This window comes from Arenibacter catalasegens, assembly GCF_002909235.1.
Classification (GTDB): Bacteria; Bacteroidota; Bacteroidia; order Flavobacteriales; family Flavobacteriaceae; genus Arenibacter; species Arenibacter catalasegens.
Genome location: NZ_PHQQ01000035.1, coordinates 1 through 21,803 on the forward strand (window position 1 = coordinate 1; position 21,803 = coordinate 21,803).

The 21,803-nt window shown below is 36.5% G+C and carries 16 protein-coding genes and 1 pseudogene; 12 read left to right on the forward strand and 5 right to left on the reverse strand.

Annotation, left to right across the window (positions count from 1 at the left end):
• Positions 1 to 411: 411 nt before the first annotated feature.
• Positions 412 to 1,179, reverse strand: coding sequence for an XRE family transcriptional regulator (locus CWD90_RS20830; protein ID WP_103477991.1), 768 nt, complete (start codon positions 1,177 to 1,179; stop codon positions 412 to 414).
• A 174-nt stretch (positions 1,180 to 1,353) separates the two neighbouring features.
• On the opposite strand from CWD90_RS20830, the gene CWD90_RS20835 reads away from it, so the two are divergent.
• Positions 1,354 to 1,533 carry a hypothetical protein gene (locus CWD90_RS20835; protein ID WP_103477992.1) on the forward strand — a complete coding sequence of 60 codons (180 nt, stop codon included), beginning with the start codon at positions 1,354 to 1,356 and terminating at the stop codon, positions 1,531 to 1,533.
• A gap of 2 nt (positions 1,534 to 1,535) precedes the next feature.
• Positions 1,536 to 2,249 (forward strand): TIGR03915 family putative DNA repair protein, encoded by a 714-nt coding sequence (locus CWD90_RS20840; protein ID WP_103477993.1) that lies wholly within the window; start codon positions 1,536 to 1,538, stop codon positions 2,247 to 2,249.
• Positions 2,250 to 2,368: 119 nt separating this feature from the next.
• Here the strand turns inward: CWD90_RS20840 and CWD90_RS20845 are convergent, their stop codons facing one another.
• Positions 2,369 to 2,896 carry a hypothetical protein gene (locus CWD90_RS20845; RefSeq protein ID WP_103477994.1) on the reverse strand — a complete coding sequence of 176 codons (528 nt, stop codon included), beginning with the start codon at positions 2,894 to 2,896 and terminating at the stop codon, positions 2,369 to 2,371.
• Between the two features lie 122 nt (positions 2,897 to 3,018).
• Between CWD90_RS20845 and uvrA the strand changes: the two genes are divergently transcribed.
• From uvrA to CWD90_RS20870, 5 genes are all read left to right on the forward strand, one after another.
• On the forward strand, positions 3,019 to 5,853 hold the full coding sequence (uvrA, locus tag CWD90_RS20850) for an excinuclease ABC subunit UvrA (protein ID WP_103477995.1): 2,835 nt from the start codon (positions 3,019 to 3,021) through the stop codon (positions 5,851 to 5,853).
• Between the two features lie 96 nt (positions 5,854 to 5,949).
• The gene (locus tag CWD90_RS20855; RefSeq protein ID WP_103477996.1) at positions 5,950 to 6,636 is read left to right on the forward strand and encodes an LOG family protein; all 687 of its coding nucleotides are present in this window, start codon (positions 5,950 to 5,952) and stop codon (positions 6,634 to 6,636) included.
• Positions 6,637 to 6,648: 12 nt separating this feature from the next.
• Entirely contained in the window at positions 6,649 to 9,495 is a 2,847-nt protein-coding gene (locus tag CWD90_RS20860; protein WP_103477997.1) for a gluzincin family metallopeptidase, read from the forward strand.
• Positions 9,496 to 9,657: 162 nt separating this feature from the next.
• Positions 9,658 to 12,069 (forward strand): alpha-ketoacid dehydrogenase subunit alpha/beta, encoded by a 2,412-nt coding sequence (locus CWD90_RS20865; protein WP_103477998.1) that lies wholly within the window; start codon positions 9,658 to 9,660, stop codon positions 12,067 to 12,069.
• Positions 12,070 to 12,200: 131 nt separating this feature from the next.
• On the forward strand, positions 12,201 to 12,563 hold the full coding sequence (locus CWD90_RS20870) for a DoxX family protein (protein WP_103477999.1): 363 nt from the start codon (positions 12,201 to 12,203) through the stop codon (positions 12,561 to 12,563).
• 130 nt (positions 12,564 to 12,693) lie between these two features.
• Here CWD90_RS20870 and holA read toward each other — a convergent pair whose 3' ends face one another.
• The gene (gene holA / locus CWD90_RS20875) at positions 12,694 to 13,692 is read right to left on the reverse strand and encodes a DNA polymerase III subunit delta (RefSeq protein ID WP_103478000.1); all 999 of its coding nucleotides are present in this window, start codon (positions 13,690 to 13,692) and stop codon (positions 12,694 to 12,696) included.
• Positions 13,693 to 13,718: 26 nt separating this feature from the next.
• Here holA and CWD90_RS20880 point away from each other — a divergent pair, with 26 nt between their 5' ends.
• The 3 genes from CWD90_RS20880 (at position 13,719) to CWD90_RS20890 (ending at position 16,276) form a co-directional block, all read left to right on the forward strand.
• Positions 13,719 to 14,165 (forward strand): type I restriction enzyme HsdR N-terminal domain-containing protein, encoded by a 447-nt coding sequence (locus CWD90_RS20880; protein WP_103478001.1) that lies wholly within the window; start codon positions 13,719 to 13,721, stop codon positions 14,163 to 14,165.
• A 161-nt stretch (positions 14,166 to 14,326) separates the two neighbouring features.
• A complete protein-coding gene (locus tag CWD90_RS20885; RefSeq protein WP_103478002.1) occupies positions 14,327 to 15,331 on the forward strand; it encodes a glycosyltransferase family 2 protein in 1,005 nt (334 codons plus the stop codon).
• Between the two features lie 96 nt (positions 15,332 to 15,427).
• Positions 15,428 to 16,276: an OmpA/MotB family protein gene (locus CWD90_RS20890; protein WP_103478003.1), complete on the forward strand. Its 849-nt coding sequence runs from the start codon at positions 15,428 to 15,430 to the stop codon at positions 16,274 to 16,276.
• A gap of 84 nt (positions 16,277 to 16,360) precedes the next feature.
• On the opposite strand, the gene CWD90_RS20895 is transcribed toward CWD90_RS20890, so the two are convergent.
• Positions 16,361 to 16,981, reverse strand: a complete 621-nt coding sequence (locus CWD90_RS20895) for an L-threonylcarbamoyladenylate synthase (protein ID WP_103478004.1) — start codon at positions 16,979 to 16,981, stop codon at positions 16,361 to 16,363.
• A 223-nt stretch (positions 16,982 to 17,204) separates the two neighbouring features.
• On the opposite strand from CWD90_RS20895, the pseudogene CWD90_RS23665 reads away from it, so the two are divergent.
• Positions 17,205 to 17,811: pseudogene (locus tag CWD90_RS23665) on the forward strand (alpha/beta hydrolase fold domain-containing protein); the annotation flags it as partial.
• A gap of 105 nt (positions 17,812 to 17,916) precedes the next feature.
• On the opposite strand, the gene CWD90_RS20905 reads toward CWD90_RS23665, so the two are convergent.
• Positions 17,917 to 20,238 carry an ATP-dependent helicase gene (locus CWD90_RS20905; protein ID WP_103478005.1) on the reverse strand — a complete coding sequence of 774 codons (2,322 nt, stop codon included), beginning with the start codon at positions 20,236 to 20,238 and terminating at the stop codon, positions 17,917 to 17,919.
• Positions 20,239 to 20,508: 270 nt separating this feature from the next.
• On the opposite strand from CWD90_RS20905, the gene CWD90_RS20910 reads away from it, so the two are divergent.
• Positions 20,509 to 21,783: an amidohydrolase gene (locus CWD90_RS20910; RefSeq protein WP_103478006.1), complete on the forward strand. Its 1,275-nt coding sequence runs from the start codon at positions 20,509 to 20,511 to the stop codon at positions 21,781 to 21,783.
• Positions 21,784 to 21,803 lie beyond the last annotated feature (20 nt).

A 21,803-nucleotide genomic window follows, 5' to 3' on the forward strand; every position in this document is an offset into this window, starting at 1 on the left:
TCTTCAACTAATTGAAGCTTAAAAGAAATGGAGTAATCTTTTTGGGTACGCCTGGTATACCCCACATTTTCTGATGTTTTCATTACACTAAGTTTTTAGTGTATCACTATTTCAGGACGGGACAATTTGAAAATAAAAAAGGCAATACAATAATATTGCACAGCCTTTTTATATACGTAATGATAAGATTTGGGACTCTTGATCGGCTCAAAAATATGTTGAAGCATTGGAAATTTTAGAATTTTGTTGTGTAAGGTCTATATCTTGTTGTGAAAGTAGTGATTTGTAAAATTACTTGCGTTTCATCGGATATTAAGTGTATTTCAACCGATAAAGTTAGCATGCGTATAACCTTACAATTAAAAGATATAAATCCTATTTAATACCCTCTATTAAACTAAACATAGCCAGTTAATCATTAACCTTTTTTAACTGATTTTTCAATTCCTCCATAGATTCCTGCAATTGTCTTAACAGTCCATTCTCCGAGGTGGCATCAACACCAAAGGTTATTTTACTACTAACCTGCCAAAGTTCCTGTAAATCTTCCGTATTAACGGTATAGGGAGGATAGTTTTCATTTATGGAAATTAAGGAAATAACAGAGGGATTGGGCGATTTTTCAATTTTCTTCACCAAAACCGCATCCTGTAAAACCACCACATAAATCTTATTGGAACTAATATCCTGTAGACCTTCCACTGCTTTGGCCAAAACCCATTCCCCAGGTTTTAAATTGGGCAACATACTGTCTCCCTCAATCTGAAAACCGCGATAAGTTGCATTTCTAAATTCGGGCAAAGGAATATCAAAAGCTGGAAGTTGTCTATACCAACTCGTATCCTGTATGTTTTGAGGGTAACCGGCTGCAGCTTTTGCATTTACCAATACCATATTTTCATTATCTGATGAATTTACGGTGACCACCTTAGGTATGACACTAATATTAGTAACTGCTAAAAGTTTTTGGTTACTTTCGCCAAATAGCCAAAGTGGATTAATTTTAAATTGTTTAAGCAATTCTGCCACAACTTTTCCGGACAACTTTGTACGTCCCCTTTCAATATCCGCAGTGGTATTTGAAATACCAAGCAGCTTAGCAAAATCGGATTGGGTATATCCCAATTCTCTACGTAAATCCGTAAAACGTTTTGCTACAATTTCCATATCCTCGTTCATAACCCAGATTTTAAATTGATGAAGTTATCATGGACCTATTCAATTAAGTCCAACCATAATCTTCCAATTGCATCAAATATACGGATTTTGGAGTATATCCAAAATATTTATTGGATTATTTCCATAATTAGGAAATAATCCATATATTTGGAATAATTACAAATACCAAATAAAATGACTTTGGAAGATATACATCAAAAATTAAGTAAACTGGCCCATTCAGGGATGGAGGATAATAACTATTTCATTAATCCCACCTATGAAGGTCAAAGGTCTATCAAAAGTCATTTGGTCAAAAAAGAAAGAAGACGTTTAATCAAGGAATCAAGTGTACAACTCAGTTTATTCGATTAGTTATGGAAAATCCCAAAATTTTAATTTACGACGGCAGCTTTAACGGATTTTTAACCACGGTATTCAAAATTTTCGAGGAAAAAATTGAAGTAGCCAATATTCAAAGGAACACAGAAAATCAAAAAGGACTGTTTTCCGAGGTGACTACCGTTTTTACGCAAATGGATAAGGCAAGACGTGTTTGGAACAGCGTACAGAGCAAAAGCAATGCTGCCATTAAGTCGATATACTTCGCTTTCTTGAGTGAATCCAAAGGCATGGAATTACAATTATACCAGTACATCTGTTCTATGTATTCCAATCCCAATGAAGAACCTATAGAGGGTATAGAAGAAATTATCCTAAAAATCCAACAACAGTCAAGAATTGTAGCCAGGGAAAAACATAGAATAGAAGCCATTGCAAATTTTACAATGTCACAGGACCAAATCTACTTCTCAAATGTCACCCCCGGTTATGATGTATTGCCACTAATTTCAAAGCACTTTCGCGCAAGATTCAGAGATCAAAAATTTATAATATATGACAATAAAAGAAAGTATGCCATATATTATAATCTGGATACTGTTGAAATTATCTCTTTAGAACTTTCAGCATATCATAACAAAGAAGTTATATCCCAGACTACCTTAAAATATCTAATAAACAATAAATTACATTCACAATATACCAGTAAACCGCAGAGGTCCTATTTAAATGAAAGGGCTGCTGTATAAGCACCTATTAACAAGCATTTTTTGGGTAGCTGTTTTTTATATATCTACTGATTTAAAGGTTTGCCACATCGTGTATATCCTTGATAATATTAAGTTTTAGCACCTAATCCCAAACTAGATTACTTACTTCTTTCGCCTACAAAATTATCGCTCTGATTTTTAAAGAGAACGTTAAAAGTAGTTAAGCTTCCATATACACGGGTGATGTATTGTTGAAGATCCACTTTTTCTTGGTCATCCAAATTAGTACTGCCGTTTATTTTCTGTTCCATCACTCTAATTCGATCTCGTACCATAACAATCTTGTGAAAAAAAGTGTCAATCGGAATTTCTTTATCGGACAAGTTGGCATCACCAGGTTTTAAAATCAAACTTCCGCCCTTCCATTTATCCGCTATTGGGGTTATAGAACTGGCATCACTCCATCTTTTTAATATGGTGATAAGTGATTGCTCCACCTCAGAAAAACTTATGGTATCTACTTCACCTTCAATTGCTTCAATGACATCAAAATCAGCATTCAAATCAATGGTTTCCAATCCATTATCCATAAAAGTAACCCAATAATGTTTAGAGGTAACATTGGTAACCACTCCTTTTCCCAATTCGTTATGGTTGATGCGTGAACCTATTCCTAAAAGTTGCATTTTAAAATTATTTATAGTTAAGAGCGCTAATTTATAGCTAAGCTTTTAATCTACAAAAAACTAAATAGCACCTACTTCATTTTTAGTCTTCAAAATCGTAACTTCGCAAATTGCTATTTAAAATGATCAACTACGAAGAGAATATTGAGGTCAAGGGCGCTCGAGTGCACAACCTTAAAAATATAGATGTTACCATACCACGCGAAAAGCTGGTCGTTATTACCGGATTGTCTGGAAGTGGCAAATCTTCCTTGGCTTTTGATACTATTTATGCCGAAGGTCAACGAAGATATATTGAGACCTTCTCGGCATATGCACGCCAATTTTTAGGAGGGCTGGAACGACCGGATGTGGATAAAATTGACGGATTATCACCAGTAATTGCCATTGAGCAAAAGACCACTTCAAAATCACCTAGATCTACAGTAGGTACCATTACCGAAATCTACGATTTTCTTAGACTTTTATTCGCAAGGGCTGGAGATGCCTACAGCTATAATACCGGGGAGAAAATGGTTAGCTATGATGATGGTCAAATAAAGGAATTGATTATATCGTCATTCAAAGGTAAAAAGATCAATATCCTTGCACCGATTGTAAAATCTAGAAAAGGGCATTATAGGGAACTGTTTGAACAAATTGCTAAACAAGGGTTTGTAAAAGTAAGGATAGATGGTGAAATAAAGGATATTGTAAAGGGCATGAAAGTAGACCGTTACAAAACCCATGACATCGAGATCGTTATTGATCGGCTCAAAATAGAGGAGAGTTCCGAACTGGACAAACGTATTTCTGAAACTATAAATACGGCAATGTACAGTGGCGAAAATGTATTGATGATTTTGGAAGAAGGTACCATAGAGCCCCGCTATTTCAGCAGGGACTTAATGTGTCCAACGACCGGAATTTCATATCCATCTCCAGAGCCCAATACTTTTTCTTTTAATTCCCCAAAAGGCATGTGTCCAGATTGTAACGGATTGGGACATGTTTACGAGGTTAATGAAAATAAAATATTTCCAAATAAAAAGTTATCTATAAAAGCAGGGGGTATAGCACCTTTAGGCGAATATAAAAATTCATGGGCTTTTAAACAGATCGAAACTATTGCACAACGGTATAATTTTGAACTTACTTCCTCTATTTCAGGAATCCCGGACGAAGCCATCCAGATTTTACTCTATGGTGGCAAGGAAAATTTTGAGGTAGACTCCAAAACCTTAGGGGTAAAACGTCTATACAAAATAGATTATGAAGGAATATCGAACTTTATTAAGAGTCAATTTAATGAGGCTAATTCCACTTCGATCAAGCGCTGGGCAAAAGAATATATGGACAAAATTAAATGTCCAACATGTGATGGCACTCGATTAAAACAGGAGTCCCTGTTTTTTAAAATCAATAACAAAAATATTGCAGACCTATCCAATTTGGATATTACGGATTTGGCTGATTTCTTTAATGGTCTGGAAAAAGAATTGGAAGGCAACCAATTAAAAATTGCCGAAGAAATTATAAAGGAGATTAAAACAAGGATCCAATTTTTATTGGATGTAGGTTTAGATTATCTATCCCTAAATAGAAGTAGTAAATCCCTTTCTGGAGGAGAAGCACAACGCATACGGCTTGCCACACAAATTGGATCTCAATTGGTAGGTGTACTATATATTCTGGATGAACCTAGTATTGGTTTACATCAAAGGGATAATGAGCGTTTAATAAAGTCCTTGGAATCCCTGAGAGATCTTGGAAATTCTGTGATAGTAGTGGAACATGACCGTGATATGATAGAACGGGCGGACCATGTTATAGATATTGGGCCTAAGGCAGGAAAACTTGGAGGAGAAATAATCTCGGAAGGTACCCCGGCCGCTCTTAGGGGCCATAATACACTGACTGCCGATTATATTTCCGGGAAATTAAAAATTGAGGTTCCTGAAAAACGTAGAGCTGGAAATGGTAAAAGCCTTGAATTATCAGGCTGTACCGGTAATAATTTAAAGAACGTTTCCGTAAGTTTTCCCTTGGGAAAAATGATTGGTGTCACAGGGGTTTCAGGTAGCGGAAAATCCACATTGATAAACGAGACGCTATATCCTATATTAAATGCTTATTATTTTAATGGAGTTAAAAAACCTATGCCCTACAAAAAAATTAAGGGGCTTGAGCATATAGATAAGGTCATAGATATTAATCAATCTCCTATTGGGAGAACCCCAAGGTCCAATCCAGCAACCTACACAGGTGTTTTTAGTGAAGTTAGATCACTTTTTGCCAAAACCCAGGAAGCTGCCATTAGAGGGTACAAACCTGGTCGCTTTAGTTTTAATGTAACAGGAGGACGCTGCGAAACCTGTCAAGGAGGTGGTTTAAGGGTAATTGAAATGAATTTTTTACCTGATGTTTATGTTGAATGTGAAACCTGTAATGGGAAGCGTTTTAATAGGGAAACATTAGAAATAAGATACAAGGGGAAATCCATTTCAGATGTATTGGAAATGACTATTAATGATTCGGTAGCGTTCTTTGAGAACATCCCTAAAATATATCGTAAATTAAAAACCATTCAAGATGTGGGACTTGGTTATATTTCCTTGGGCCAACAGTCCACCACCCTATCAGGAGGTGAGGCCCAACGGATAAAATTAGCGACAGAACTATCTAAACGCGACACAGGAAACACCTTTTATATACTGGACGAACCAACTACCGGCCTTCACTTCGAGGATATTAGGGTTTTGATGAACGTACTTAATAAATTAGTAAACAAAGGCAATACCGTTCTAGTAATTGAACACAATATGGATGTGATAAAAATGATGGACTATATCATTGACATTGGTTACGAAGGTGGCCGTAATGGTGGTATGGTTGTTGCGAAAGGCACTCCAGAAGAAGTGGCTTTGGATAAAAAGAGTTATACCTCAATATTTCTAAGAAAAGAATTAGGTTTGTGAAATTAATAGTCCAATTAATATACTATTTTCATTTAAATAGCATTTTTTATTCAGGACAAGCAATGATCTAAACGGATTCTGGATTAAAATTATAACATGAGAAAAGAACAACATCATAAAGGATGGAATGAGATAAAAACCAACGATTCTTGGGCCCTATTTAAAATTATGGGCGAATTCGTAAATGGTTTTGAAAAAATGAGCGCCATTGGCCCATGTGTTTCCATCTTTGGATCGGCACGTACAAAATCAGGAGATCCGTACTATGAATTAGCAGTCAGCGTCGCCAAGAGTATCTCAGAAGCAGGTTATGGTGTTATAACAGGTGGTGGCCCTGGAATAATGGAAGCTGGTAATAGAGGAGCTCATTTAGCTGGGGGCACTTCAGTTGGGTTGAATATCGACCTGCCCTTTGAGCAACACGACAACCCCTACATTGACAGTGATAAAAGTTTGGATTTTGATTATTTTTTCGTCCGTAAGGTAATGTTTGTGAAATATTCCCAAGGTTTTGTCGTGATGCCTGGAGGTTTTGGAACATTGGACGAACTTTTTGAGGCCATAACTTTGATACAAACCAATAAAATAGAAAAATTCCCAATCATCTTGGTTGGTTCCGAATTTTGGAGCGGATTATTGGATTGGATAAAAGCTTCTATGCTCACTGTGGGTAATATTAGCCCAAAAGATTTGGATTTGATCCAGATCGTTGACTCGGAAAAAGAGGTAGTAGACATAATTGACTCTTTTTACAAAGGGAAAACTTTAAGTCCAAATTTTTAAATTTAGCGATTCTTGAAGCAGTTGGCATTTATTTCGAAACCCTTACTTTTATTGATAATTTTGTTCATCAATGGTCTATGTATAGCACAACATACCAACAAAGTTACGGCTACCTTGAACCCGGAAAACCATGAATTTACCATTCAACAGGAAATTGAGTATGTAAATAAATCCCAGGACACCTTAAAGCTAATATACCTTAATGATTGGGCAAATGCGTATGCCAATAAAAATACTGCCTTGGCCAAAAGATTTGCTGAAGAATTTAAAAAAGGCCTTCATCTTGCAAAAAATGAAGAAAGAGGTAATACTAAAATAGTAAGTACAGTTGATGATGATTATCGTGGATTGGATTGGGAATATGCCCCAGGTAAGGATATTATTAAAATAAGCCTTAACCATCCCCTACTACCACAAGGATCGACTAAAATATTCATTACATATAAAGTTAAATTGCCATCCGATAAATTCACTACCTATGGATATAATAATAAAGGCGGTTATTATTTAAAGGATTGGTATCTTACCCCTGCTGTGTATGACGGGAGTTGGCATTTGTATTCCAATAAGAATTTAGAAGATCTATATACAGATATGGCTGACACTTCCATAGAACTCATTATACCGGAATATTTATATGCAGTCTCTAATTTTCATGAATTAAACAAAAACGTAGAAGGAAATCTTCAACATATTTATTTTCAGGGAGTTAAACAGAAAAGTGGGGAAGTTATAATAAGTTCATCCAAAAAATTTGTAAAGCATATAACCCCGGAACTAACAATTTTAACCGACCTGGAATCTCCAAGATACGATCCTATTGCTTCTGGAATTTCTATTAATAGGGTATCTAAGTATATCTATGAAAACCTGGGCGATTTCCCTCATAAACATATATTGGTAAGTGAATTGGACTATAATAAAGATCCACTATATGGCATAAATCAACTTCCAAGTTTTATACGACCCTATGAAGAGCAGTTTCAATTTGAAATGAAATTTCTAAAAACTGCAATCAATAGTTTTATTAAGGAAACTATGTTTCTTGATACCCGCAATGAAAAATGGGTTACCGATGCCATTTTAAACTATCTGATGATCGGCTTTGTGGAAGAGTATTATCCGGATCAAAAATTATTAGGAAAATTATCCAATATTTGGGGAGTGCGTAATTTTCATTTGGCCAAAATGAATTTCAACGAACAATACCCTTTGCTTCATATGCTTTCGGCGAGAAAAAATGTTGACCAATCCCTTACAACACCCAACGATTCGCTTATAAAATTCAATCAAAAAATAGCCAACAGATACAAGGCTGGATTAGGGCTTGCCTATTTAGCCGATTACACAGGTAAGGAACATATAGATAGAAGTGTAAAGGAGTTTTACATTAATTACAGGTTAAAGCCGTCAACAGCGGCAGATTTCAAATTTATAGTCGTTGAAAACTCTGATAAGGATATTAATTGGTTTTTTGATGAATACGTGTCCACAACTCAAAAAATCGATTTTAAAATAAAAAGAGTACAGAAATTGACGGATTCGTTGGTCGTTACTTTAAAAAATAAAGAAGGTACCAATGTCCCTATCTCCCTTTTCGGTTTAAAAAATGACACAGTGGTTTCTAATTACTGGTTCACGGATATAACAGATGAACAAACGTTTACCATTCCAAAGAACGGTGAGGACCGTTTGGTTTTGAATTATGACCAGACTATACCCGAATTTAACCAACGTGATAATTGGAAATCACTGAATGGATTCTTCTCAAGTAACAAAAAGTTGAAATTTCAATTTTTTAAGGATGCCGAAGACCCTTATTACAATCAAGTTTTTTATGTTCCAGTTCTAGGATTCAACAAATATGACGGACTCACTCCAGGGTTGAGATTGCATAACAAAACCTTATTGGAAAGACCCTTCGTTTTTGATTTTGCTCCTTCGTATGCACCTAACGAAAAGACCTTTGTGGGTTATGGGAAGTTTAATTTTAGACAATATCACGGTAAAAGTGGATTATACGTTACCAATTATTCCCTTAGGGCCTCTACCTCCCACTTCCAGGAAAATTCGCGTTACAGTACCGTAAGTCCTTCCATTGGCTTTGGTTGGAGACCCAGTAATCTCTTGCTGAATAAAAGAGAAGCATTAATTTTTAGATCAATAAGTGTTTTTCGGGATATAGATCCGAATCTTCAAACTTTGGGCCTACAAACGGATCCAGATTATAACGTTCTCAATGCCAAATATTATAACACCACCAATAACATAATTAATTATCTGTCCTGGTCAGTGGACGCACAGTATTCCAATAAATTCACCAAAGTTGCCTACGAACTGGAATATCGTAAACTTTTTGAGAACAATAGGCAATTCAATCTACGTTTCTACGCAGGTAAGTTTATTAGAAACGAAACTGCTGGAAACACGGCCTTTTTTAGTTTCGCCCTCGACAGGCCTACAGACTACCTTTTTGATTATGATTATTTGGGCAGATCGGAAGGATCTGGAATCTATAGTCAACAAATAATCGTAGCGGAAGGTGGTTTTAAATCCAAATTGGAAAACCCCTTTGCCAATGATTGGATGGCAACCATGAATACAAGTGTAAATATTTGGCGTTGGATAGAACTTTATGGCGATTTAGGTTTAATTAAAAATAAAGGAACCAAAGAAAGAGTGGTTTACGACTCGGGCATACGTTTAAATCTGCTTACCGATTATTTTGAGCTTTATCTTCCATTGTACTCGAACAATGGTTGGGAGATATCCCAACCCGGATATGATCAAAAAATTAGATTTGTCATAACCTTTAGTCCTAGGACGTTAACCGGACTTTTTACCAGAAAATGGTTTTAAATTATTGATATATTCTTATATTTTGGTATTATTTTTATGATATTCTCATAATTCTAAAACACCTTTCTGTTTTCTTTAAGGAATTATTAATTATTATCCTCTTCTATTCGTTGCAAAAACCATAATGATTTGATATTTTTGCGAGAAACCATAAATTCCGTAATGAATATAGATTCCGAAGCAAGCAGCGATATTTCATTTGACGATTTTCAATTACAAATATTGAAAGACTATGAAATTGCCGTCACAAGCAGGGAATGTAGCCTATTGGGAAGAAGGGAAGTGCTGACAGGAAAGGCTAAATTCGGTATTTTCGGTGATGGTAAAGAGCTCCCACAATTGGCAATGGCCAGATCCTTCAGAGACGGGGATTTTAGAAGTGGCTATTATAGAGATCAAACTTTTATGATGGCCTTGAATTTACTTTCACCTAAGGAATTCTTTCATGGATTATACGCTACAACAGATTTAACAAAGGAAACTATGAGTGCCGGTAGGCAAATGGGTGGACATTTTACAACATTCAGTTTAAATGAGGATGGAAGCTGGAGAGACCTTACCAAACAAAAAAATAGTAGTGCCGATATATCTTGCACGGCCGGACAAATGCCAAGATTACTTGGCCTAGCGCAAGCCTCTAAAATATATAGGAACGTAAAGGTCCAACAAAGTGCCAAATTTTCCAATAAAGGCAATGAAGTAGCATGGGGAACCATTGGAAATGCCAGCACCAGTGAAGGTGTGTTTTTTGAAACTATAAATGCCGCCGGTGTATTGCAAGTACCAATGGTAATTAGTGTTTGGGATGATAACTACGGGATATCCGTGCATGCCAAACATCAGACGACCAAAGAGGATATCTCTAAGGTATTGGCAGGTTTTCAAAGGGATAAAGATAATGCAGGCTATGAAATTTTAAAAGTAAAGGGTTGGGATTATACCGCTTTGATACACGCTTATGAAAATGCCTCGGATATTGCTAGGGACGAACATGTACCTGTAATTATCCATATAACAGAACTTACACAACCGCAGGGCCATTCCACCTCAGGGTCTCACGAACGTTATAAAAGTGAGGAACGTCTGCAATGGGAACGTGACAATGATTGCAATAAACGCTATAGGGAATGGATACTGGAGAACAAAATTGCAACTGAAGACGATTTAAAAACGTTAGAAAAGAATATTAAAAGACTGGTTAGAAGTGCACGTAAAGAGGCATGGGAAGAGTTTTTGGCACCACATAAAGAGAAGAAAAAGATTTTGGTGAATTTATTGGAAAATGCTGCCAACTCCAGTCCGAATAAAAATTTTATAACCAAAATAAAAAACGATTTAATTGCCATTGAAGAACCCATAAAAAAAGATATGGCTTCCAAGGCTAGAAAAGCCCTACGTTATTTATTGGGTGAAAGCAGTAAAGAAAAAGATTCTTTGGCTGCTTGGACCAACAAATTTTTGGAGGAATCCCAAGCCAAGTTCAGCTCCTATCTCTACAACGAGCAAAACAACAATGCATTAAGTGTTCCTGAAGTTAAACCTACCTATGATGCAGAGCCCGAGGATGTAGATGGCAGAGTAATTTTACGGGATAACTTTGACTTGCTTTTAGAAAAATACTCACAAGCGCTAATTTTTGGTGAAGATAGCGGGGCCATTGGCGATGTAAATCAAGGATTGGAAGGACTGCAGAAAAAATATGGAGAACTTCGCGTGGCCGATGTGGGCATTAGAGAGGCCAGTATAATTGGCCAAGGGATAGGAATGGCAATGAGAGGGCTGCGACCAATTGCCGAAATTCAATATTTGGACTATATTTTTTATGCCCTATTTACATTAACAGATGACTTATCCACACTATTGTATAGGACTGTGGGGAAACAAAGGGCACCATTAATCGTTAGGACCCGAGGGCATAGATTGGAGGGAATATGGCATTCAGGGTCTCAAATGGGTGGATTGATACACTTGTTACGTGGTATGTATATTTTAGTACCAAGAAATATGACCAAGGCAGCCGGTTTTTACAATACCCTCATGAAAGGTAACGAACCTGCCCTATTGATTGAAAGTTTAAATGGATATAGACTAAAGGAACCAAAACCAAATAACTTAGGGGAATTATCCACGCCAATAGGTATTGTGGAGGTAGTAAGACCTGGAAGGGATATTACTTTGCTTTCCTATGGGTCTACCCTGCGAATTGTGATGCAGGCAGCAGAGGAACTCATAGAGGTAGGTATAGATGCCGAGGTAGTGGATGCTCAAAGTTTGTTGCCCTTCGATTTGCGACACGACTTGCTTAAGAGTATTAAAAAAACAAGTAGATTATTGATAATAGACGAAGATGTTCCGGGTGGTTGCTCAGCCTATCTAACCCATGAAATTATTGAGAAACAAGGGGCATATAAATATTTGGATAGTGCTCCACAAACCCTTACTGCAAAACCTCATAGACCGGCTTATGCTACGGATGGAGACTACTTCTCCAAGCCAAACTCGGAGGATATTTTTGAAAAAGTATATTCCATTATACACGAATCCAATCCCATGGACTTTCCTAAGCTTAGATAGTGGAAGCAACGGATGCCAATGTTTTTAGGGCATGGACTATTGTAATTCTTTTTATATTTAATAAATTTTTAACGAACTAATTATTACATTTATCACACTCAAATTATTTAATTTTTTTTTAAATCCCCCCAATGAAAGACCTAGGCCTACTAATTCTTCGCGTTTCTTCTGCTGTTTTAATGATCACTCATGGACTCCCTAAATTTCAAAAACTCCTTGGAGGAAATTTCGAATTTGGCGATCCCATCGGGATTGGATCAACACCTTCCTTATTTCTTGCGGTTATAGGTGAATTTGTATTCCCCATTTTCGTTCTTGTAGGATTTAAAACACGTTGGGCTACTGTGCCTACTATAATTACCATGTTGGTCGCAACATTTATCGTACATGGTTCCGACTCATTTATTGTAAAGGAAAAAGCTGTTTTATATGTATTAACATTTACTACAATCCTTTTATTGGGTCCTGGAAAATATAGTCTGGACAAGAAGTAAATTGGTCCGATTAGGTGTTTTTTAATTGAAGTTTAATCTATCCCGGTAGTCTTGCCTTTTAAATACTTTAAATTGGTTTAGCCCAATAGATTGTAACTATACTTGTGGTTCAAAAAGGTATCGAAATATTTTAGAAAACTTTGAACAACAACTCTTTTAGAAGATCTGCCTGTGAAATAGAGGATCCAACACCTTTCCCTTTTACATCCAATTCCCTTAGATTGGATATAATTTCACTGACACGCCTCATGGGATAGTTCTTTGCTGCCGCCTGAATTTCTGCGACGAAAAAAGGCCTTATACCCAATGCGGATGAAACACTTTTTGGGGAATGGTCCTTTAGTCCGTGATAAGTGAGCACTTGAATAAAAAAAGAATACATCAAAGTAATGGTCAAAACAAAAGGATTGTCCTTTGGGTTTTGGGCAAAATAGCTAACAATTCTTGTGGCCTTTACAACATCCCTATCCACTATGGCCTTTTTAAGTTCAAAATTATTGTAATCTTTACTTATTCCAATATTGATTTCAATGGCTTCAGGAGTTATTTCAATTCCTTTAGGGACAACCAAACACAGTTTTTCAAGTTCTTTGTCGATCTTCCCCAAATCTGTACCTAAAAATTCAACCAATAAATTGGCCGCCTTGAATGTGATTCCATAACCTCTGGAATGTAAAGATTTTTTAATCCAATCCGCTACCTGATTTTCGTAAAGCTTTTTACTTTCAAATATAATCCCCGATTTATTAATGGATTTATACAATTTTTTACGCTTATCCAGCTTATTGTACTTATAGCATAAAACCAATACTGTAGAAGGTTGTGGTTGATCGGCATAAGAAACCAAATTTTCTATTGACCGGGACAAATGTTGTGCCTCCTTTACAATGACTACTTGGCGTTCGGACATCATGGGATATCTCTTAGCATTGCCAACAATGTCTTCAATGGAAACTTCCTTGCCGTACAGGATTACCTGATTAAATCCTCGTTCTTCCTCCGTAAGGACATTTTTTTCAATATACTCTGCAATTTTATCAATATAATACGGTTCCTCCCCTGTTAGAAAATATATAGGGGCAATATTTCCATTTTTTATACTGCTAACAATTTGTTTTACCTCGTCCATTTAAAAAAATTCATCAACTTTGCAACATGCAACCTTTAAATTATCCCTCATATCCCTTTCGATTCAAAAATAGGGAAAATAAAATCTATATTTTTGATGTCATACGTAAAAAGTTTGTGGTCTTACAACCCGAAGAATGGGTTCGCCAACACGTGGTGCACAATCTGATTTCCGATAAGAATTATCCCCAAGCCCATATCAACGTTGAAAAGCAACTGCTCATTAATAAGTTAAAAAAAAGATATGATGTGGTGGTCTTCAATCCTAGCGGGAGTATTGAGATACTGGTGGAATGCAAATCCCCAGATATTAAAATAACCCAACTGGTTTTTGATCAAATTGCCCGTTACAACCTTAATCTTAAAGCAAAATATTTAATGGTCACCAATGGGATGAATCATTTTTTTTGCAAAATGGATTTCGACAAAGAACAATATAGTTTTCTTAAGGATATTCCCTCTTATCACCCTTAACTTTTAACTTGGATTAGACCAAAATGCAATTTGATATAGATAAATATGAAGTGCCTAGTTAATTAAATATTCATAGTCATTTAAAAATATTTCTTTACATTGCCACCTTGATCCATAATCATCTAATTTGAATATTTACCCGTTTCTTGGGTATTATAGGAATGTTAAAAATAGCAGTTGTCATACTTAATTGGAACGGTGAAGCACTTTTAAAAAAGTTTCTTCCTTCCGTGACCACATATTCCAAAGGGGCTGAACTTTATGTTGCCGACAATGCATCCACTGATGGGTCCATTGCCTTTCTAAAAAACAACTATCCCGAAATAACCATAATCCAAAATTTGCACAATGGAGGTTATGCAAAAGGCTACAATGATGCCTTGGCCAATGTTGATGCCGATATATATTGCTTGTTGAATTCAGATGTGGACGTAACCCAAGATTGGTTGTTACCTATAATGAAGGAATTTCAAGAGAACCCCCTCGCGGCTATAATCCAGCCCAAAATATTGGATTATAAGAATAAGACCCATTTTGAATACGCCGGGGCGGCAGGAGGATTTATAGACAAATATGGATATCCTTTTTGTAGGGGACGAATATTTAATGAATTGGAGGAGGATAATGGCCAATACGATGATGTAAAGGAAATATTTTGGGCTACTGGGGCTTGTTTGTTTATAAGGAGCAAAGTATTTGCGGAGCTTAAAGGATTTGACGAGGATTACTTTGCCCATCAAGAGGAAATAGATTTATGCTGGAGGGCAAATAACAAGGGATTTAAGGTGTTTTATGTTGGTGAATCATCTGTGTATCATTTGGGAGGTTCTACCTTAAGTAACATGAATCCAAAAAAGACTTATCTTAATTTTAGAAATTCCCTTTATTCCATTGTTAAAAACCTTCCGGCTAAAAAAGCATTTAGGATAATACTCTTACGATTGGTTTTAGATGGTTTAGCAGCTATCAATTTTATATTTCAGGCTAGACCCAAACATTTCTGGGCGGTTATAAGGGCACATTTTAGTTTTTATAGCAGTTTCAGGTCCATATATAAAAAGCGTGAAAAGGTCCATTTTGCAAGTAATTATTATGCGGCAAAATCCATTGTTTGGTCGCATTACGTAAATCATGTAAAAAAATTTAACATTTTAGTAAAAGATTAACTAAATTGGTCTCGCAAAATATTGCGATTTATATAATTTTGCCTACATTAAGTCATAACTTTAAAATTATAAATTATTAATTCTATTATCATAACTATGAGAAAAATCATTTTAGGCTGTTTAGGTATTACCCTTTTGTTGTCTTCATGTGTATCGCAGAAAAAATTTGCGGATATGGAAACAAAAGCGAAGGAAGCACAAGATCTATTAAATTCCGCGACAGTTAAATTAAACACCTGTTTGGAGGATAAGGCTGCTGCTACTTCAAAAATGCAAACTTTGGAAGATCAGAATGCCTTCCTTAAAGCTAATAATCAAGACTTAATTAATAATATGGGCAACCTTACTACCCTTACAAGTAAAGGTGCCGATAACTTGGAGAAATCCTTGGAAAGTTTAAAAGAAAAAGACCTTACTATAAGAAAGCTTAGTGATGCCATTACTAGAAGGGATTCTGTAAACTTATCACTAGTTCAAAGTTTAAAAGGTGTTCTTGGAAACATGGATGATGAGGATATCGAAATCAGCGTAGAAAAAGGTGTTGTTTTCGTTTCAATCTCTGACAAACTTTTGTTTAGAAGTGGTAGCTTCAATGTAACCAATAGAGCCAAAGAAATTTTAGGTAAGGTTGCACAAGTAGTTAATAACAAACCAGATTTCGAATTTATGGTAGAAGGTCATACTGATACCGATCCTTATAACAGTGGAGTATTATATGACAACTGGGATTTAAGTGTTAAACGTGCTACTTCTGTTGTACGTATTTTACAAAAAGATTACGGTGTTGACCCTAAGCGTATGACTGCTGCAGGAAGAGGAGAATACCTTCCCCTTTCTCCATCGGATAAAGCTAAAAATAGAAGAACCCGTATTGTTGTTCTTCCTAAAATTGATCAATTCTACAGTATGATCGAAGAAGGAATGAAAGATCCTAAGATTAACTAAGGATTACTTCAGTATAAAATTAAAAAGCGACCAATTTGGTCGCTTTTTTTATGGAATAAATCCTAATTGTACAATTCTTTAATATTAAAATATATCCAAACTCCCTTTACCTTCCCTTACAATTATAGGTTCGTCCTCTGATAGGTCTATTACCGTAGAACCAACATTATCTCCATATCCACCATCTATTACAACATCTACAATGTTTTTCCATTTTTCAAAGATCAATTCTGGATCGGTTGTATATTCCAATAGCTCATCTTCATCTCGAATGGAGGTTGAAACAATTGGATTTCCAAGGGATTCCACCAATGTCCTGGCAATGGAATTATCAGGGATACGTATCCCAACGGTTTTTTTCTTTTTAAATTCTTTGGGCAAATTATTATTGCCGGGAAGAATAAAGGTATAAGGTCCAGGTAAGGCCCGTTTTAGTATCTTAAAGGTGGAAGAATCAATTTGCCTAACGTAATCAGAAAGGTTACTGAGGTCCGCACAAATAAAGGACCAATTGGCCTTAGCTAATTTTACACCTTTGATCCTGGCTATTTTTTCCAATGCCTTGGTATTAGTAATATCACAACCCAGCCCATAGACCGTATCTGTAGGGTAAATAATTAAGCCTCCTTTGCGTAAAACATCCACTACCCTCTTAATTTCCTTGGGATTGGGGTTTTCCGGGTAAATTTTAATAAACTCTGACATAATGTAAGTTTAAAATAAACGTTATCAATTTAAGAAATAATAATTTATGTATAGGTCCACGTTTATCCCACTTCTAAGTTTCCTATTTATTATCACTAGCTCATGTTCGGAAGATACTATAGTTCCTGACATTAGCTCAATTGAAGCCAAGGAGATTATCAATTTGGAATATGGCTCCGAATCACATCAAAAATATGACATTTATCTTCCACAGAATAGGACGATGGACACTAAAGTGTTGATTTTGATACATGGGGGTGGATGGAACGCTGGTGATAAATCTGAAATGGACCCTTTTAAGGATTTTATAAGGGGTCAATTACCTGAAATAGCAGTGCTAAATATGAACTATAGGTTGGCCGATGCCAACAATGCACCATATCCTATGCAGGTAAATGATATAGATCTTGTGGTTAATGAATTGCAAGACAGAGCTAAGGAATTTCAGATATCCACGGAGATAGGGTTTATTGGTGCCAGTGCCGGTGCACATCTTTCCCTATTATGGAGCTACGCATCACGACACTAAAAAGCAGGTAAAGATGGTCTGTAGTATTGTAGGGCCTACCAATCTGTTGGACGAGGCATATGTAAATAGCAACAATCAAGAATTAAGGACCCTTTTAGATCAATTTGGGAATGATCAAGATGTGTTGGAAGAAGTAAGTCCGTTATACCAAGTAACCTCCACTTCTCCCCCAACCATTTTATTTTATGGGGCTCAAGACCCTTTAATTCCTAATTCCCAAGGAATTGCACTAAGGGATAAACTAAAAGAATTGGAGGTAATACACGAGTTTACCCTATACCCCAACGGAGGTCATGGTTGGGTAGGATTGGATCTTTTGGACACTTCCCTAAAACTTAAAGCTTTTATCCAAAAAAACTTAAAATAGGTATACGCTTTAAAAAAAACTTCCACGTTTTAATACTGATTAAAGTATTTCCAACTTGGCAAACCGAAGCAAAAGTTTCTTTATGTCGCCCTGGTCAAATTTAATTTCTGCTTTTTTATCATTGCCGACCCCATCAATCTTAATCACCTGTCCCCTACCAAATCTGGTATGGTTTACTAAAGAACCCTCAGTTAAATTAGGATCCACCGAATTGGTGTTTCCCACAGGGTTACTAAGATCTGGTTTTAGTTTACGCAACTTCCGTAATTGATTTTCATTGGGTTTTATACCTGTTGGCGGCGTCCCATGCACAGGTTTGTTCTGCCTTAATCTACTTTTATCAACATCGCCAAAAATATCAACATCGATCAATGGCGTATATCTAGAGCTCTGAACAGGGGTGAGATTTTCCACATATTTTTCATCAATTTCTTCTATAAATCTACTTGGCTCGGCATCTACCAACTTGCCCCAACGATATCTGTTCTGAGTATAGGTTAAATACGCCTGTTTTTCGGCCCTTGTCAACGCCACATAAAATAAGCGCCTTTCCTCTTCCAATTCACTCCTAGTACTCATACTCATGGCAGATGGGAAAAGATCTTCTTCCATTCCTACGATAAATACAATTGGAAATTCCAATCCTTTTGCCAAGTGAATTGTCATTAAAGCCACCCTGTCATCATCCCCTGTATCTTTATCGAGGTCAGTTGCCAGTGCTACATCTTCCAAAAATTCACCTATATCCCCTTTGGCAACTGCCAATTCCTTTTGCCCTTCTACAAAATCCTTAATACCGTTCAATAGCTCCTCAATATTCTCCATTTTGCCAATTCCCTCTGGAGTGCCGTCTTTCTTGAATTCCAACAAAACTCCTGATTTTTTGGCTACATGTTCTGCCAAAGTAAAGGCATCCGCACTTTCGTTCATTATCTGAAAGCTCTTGATCATAGCTACAAAGTCGCCCAATTTTCTTTTTGTACCAGAATTAATCTTTAAATCAATTCTGTCAAGGTTGTCCATAACCTCAAAAATAGAACGGTTGTAGTGATTTGCGGCAACGGTAAGTTTATCCAAAGTACTCTGCCCAATTCCACGTGTAGGGAAATTGATGATACGCTTAAGTGCCTCTTCATCCTTTGGATTAATGACCAAACGCAAATAAGACAGAACGTCTTTTATTTCCTTCCGCTGATAAAAGGAAAGTCCGCCATAAATACGATATGGTATGTCCCGTTTTCTTAGAGCATCTTCAATAGCCCTTGATTGGGAGTTGGTCCTATATAGTATCGCAAAATTACCATTGGGCATCTGGTTTTGCATTTTTTCCTCAAAAATAGTCCCAGATACAAAGCGTCCTTCTTCGGCATCCGTTGTACTCCTATGCACCTTGATCAAAGGCCCTTCATCATTGGAAGTCCATACCACCTTTTCCAATTGATTTGTATTCTTGGCGATAATGGAGTTTGCAGCATTCACGATATTTCGAGTCGACCTATAATTCTGTTCCAATCGGTACATGCCCACATTGTCATAATCCTTTTGGAAATTTAGAATATTGCTAATGTTTGCTCCTCTAAAGGAATATATACTCTGGGCATCATCCCCTACTACACAGATATTTTGAAATCTATCTGATAATGCTTTTACGATCAAATACTGGGAATGGTTGGTATCTTGGTACTCATCCACCAGAATATATCTAAATCTGTCCTGATATTTGGCCAAGACTTCTGGAAAACGAGTCAAAAGTTCATTGGTCCTTAACAATAAATCATCAAAATCCATTGCTCCAGCCTTAAAACACCTATCTACATAGTTCTGATAAATTTCCCCCATCCTTGGCTTTTTGGCCATGGCATCGGCCTCTACCAAATCCGAATTGTTATAATATGCCTTTACTGTAATTAGACTGTTTTTATAGGAGGATATTCTATTTTGTACCTGCTTATATTTATAAATATCCTTATCCAGTCCCATTTCCTTAATGATTGCCGAAAGAAGTCGCTGTGAATCTTGAGTGTCGTAAATAGTAAAGTTGGAAGGATAACCCAACTTATCCCCATCGAACCTCAAAAGCTTGGCAAAAACGGAATGAAAAGTACCCATCCAAAGATTCTTGGCTTCAGAGGTACCAACAATATCCGAAATACGTTTTTTCATTTCCCTTGCTGCCTTGTTGGTAAAAGTCAAGGCTAAAATATTAAAGGAATCAACTCCTAGGCTCATCAAATAGGCAATTCGATAAGTCAATACCCTAGTTTTACCAGAACCTGCTCCTGCAATGACCATTAGAGGACCATCCTTGTGTAAAACAGGAGCCTTCTGAGCCTCATTTAATTGATTAATATACTTCTCCAAAACGTGTATTGATATTAAGGTAGTTACAATCGGTGAATTTAACCATAAATAGCCTTATCAAAAAATCAACTTTAATATTTATGATGAATGAATCCTGTAAATAGTTCTATTTTGAATATATTTATCCTTCAATCCACAATTTAAGGACAAGAACTTTTTATGTATGCCGCTGCTCCTCTTAGCCATCACAATTACAATTTGATTATACCTGAAATGGTGGCTATGATAAAATCAATTTTCCCCTTTAAACTTTAAATCCCATTTAATGTTATGAAATATCACTTAATTATCACGTTGCTTTTTTGCTGTTTCAGCTCCTGGGCCCAAAAATATAATCTTGAAAAGGAATTTAAGGGTGTAGAACAAAAGGTAATCGATTGGAGGAGGGATTTTCATCAAAATCCGGAACTATCGAACAGGGAGTTCAAAACGGCCGAAAAAATAACAGCGCATTTAAAATCTTTAGGAATAGAGGTTCAAACTGGAGTTGCTAAAACTGGGGTCGTAGGGATCCTAAAAGGAAATAAAAAGGGGAAGGTATTAGCTTTGAGGGCAGATATTGATGCACTTCCAGTTACCGAAAGAAACGACCTTCCGTTTAAATCCATAGTAATTTCAGAATTTCTTGGTCAAGAAACAGGCGTTATGCACGCATGTGGCCATGATACCCATACTGCCATTCTTATGGGTGTTGCAGAAATCCTGGCCTACAATAAAGACAAAATTAAAGGAACGGTAAAGTTTATTTTTCAACCTGCGGAAGAAGGACCACCACCTGGTGAAGAGGGAGGTGCACTCTTAATGATCAAGGAAGGTGTACTTAAAAATCCCGATGTAGATGCCATTTTTGGATTACATATTGATAGTGGTATACCTGTGGGAACAATTGCCTACAAACCTGGTGGTACTATGGCTGCTGTAGAACGCTTTGTAGTTAAAGTAAAAGGGAAGCAGACCCATGGTTCAGAGCCCTGGGATGGGGTTGATCCAATCTATATTTCGGCAAAAATTATAGATGGGTATCAATCGATCATAAGTAGAGAATCTAATTTACTCGTTGAACCTGCAGTAATTACTGTAGGAAAAATAACTTCGGGAGTTCGCTTTAATATTATTCCAGAAAGTGCCGAAATGATCGGAACTGTACGTACACTAGATGCCGATATGAAAGCGCTGATTATTCGCCGTATGACTGAAATGACCGAAGGTCTTGCTAAAACTTATGGTGGGTCTGCAACGATAGAATTTGAAAATAAAACAGCCATTACCTATAATGATGAAAAACTAACCGAAGAAATGCTACCTACTTTGCAAAAAGTGGCGGGTACTGAGCATGTAAAATTAATAAAAGCAATAACTGGAGGTGAAGATTTTAGTTTTTTTCAAGAAAAAGTGCCTGGCTTTTATTTCTTTTTAGGTGGTATGACACCTGGCAGCACAACACCCTTTCCACACCATACCCCCGATTTTAGTATCGATGAAAATGGATTGATTCTAGGGGTTAAGGTACTTACTGAAATGAGTTTGGATTACTTGAACCAGTGAAAAAACATAAATAAACCAAG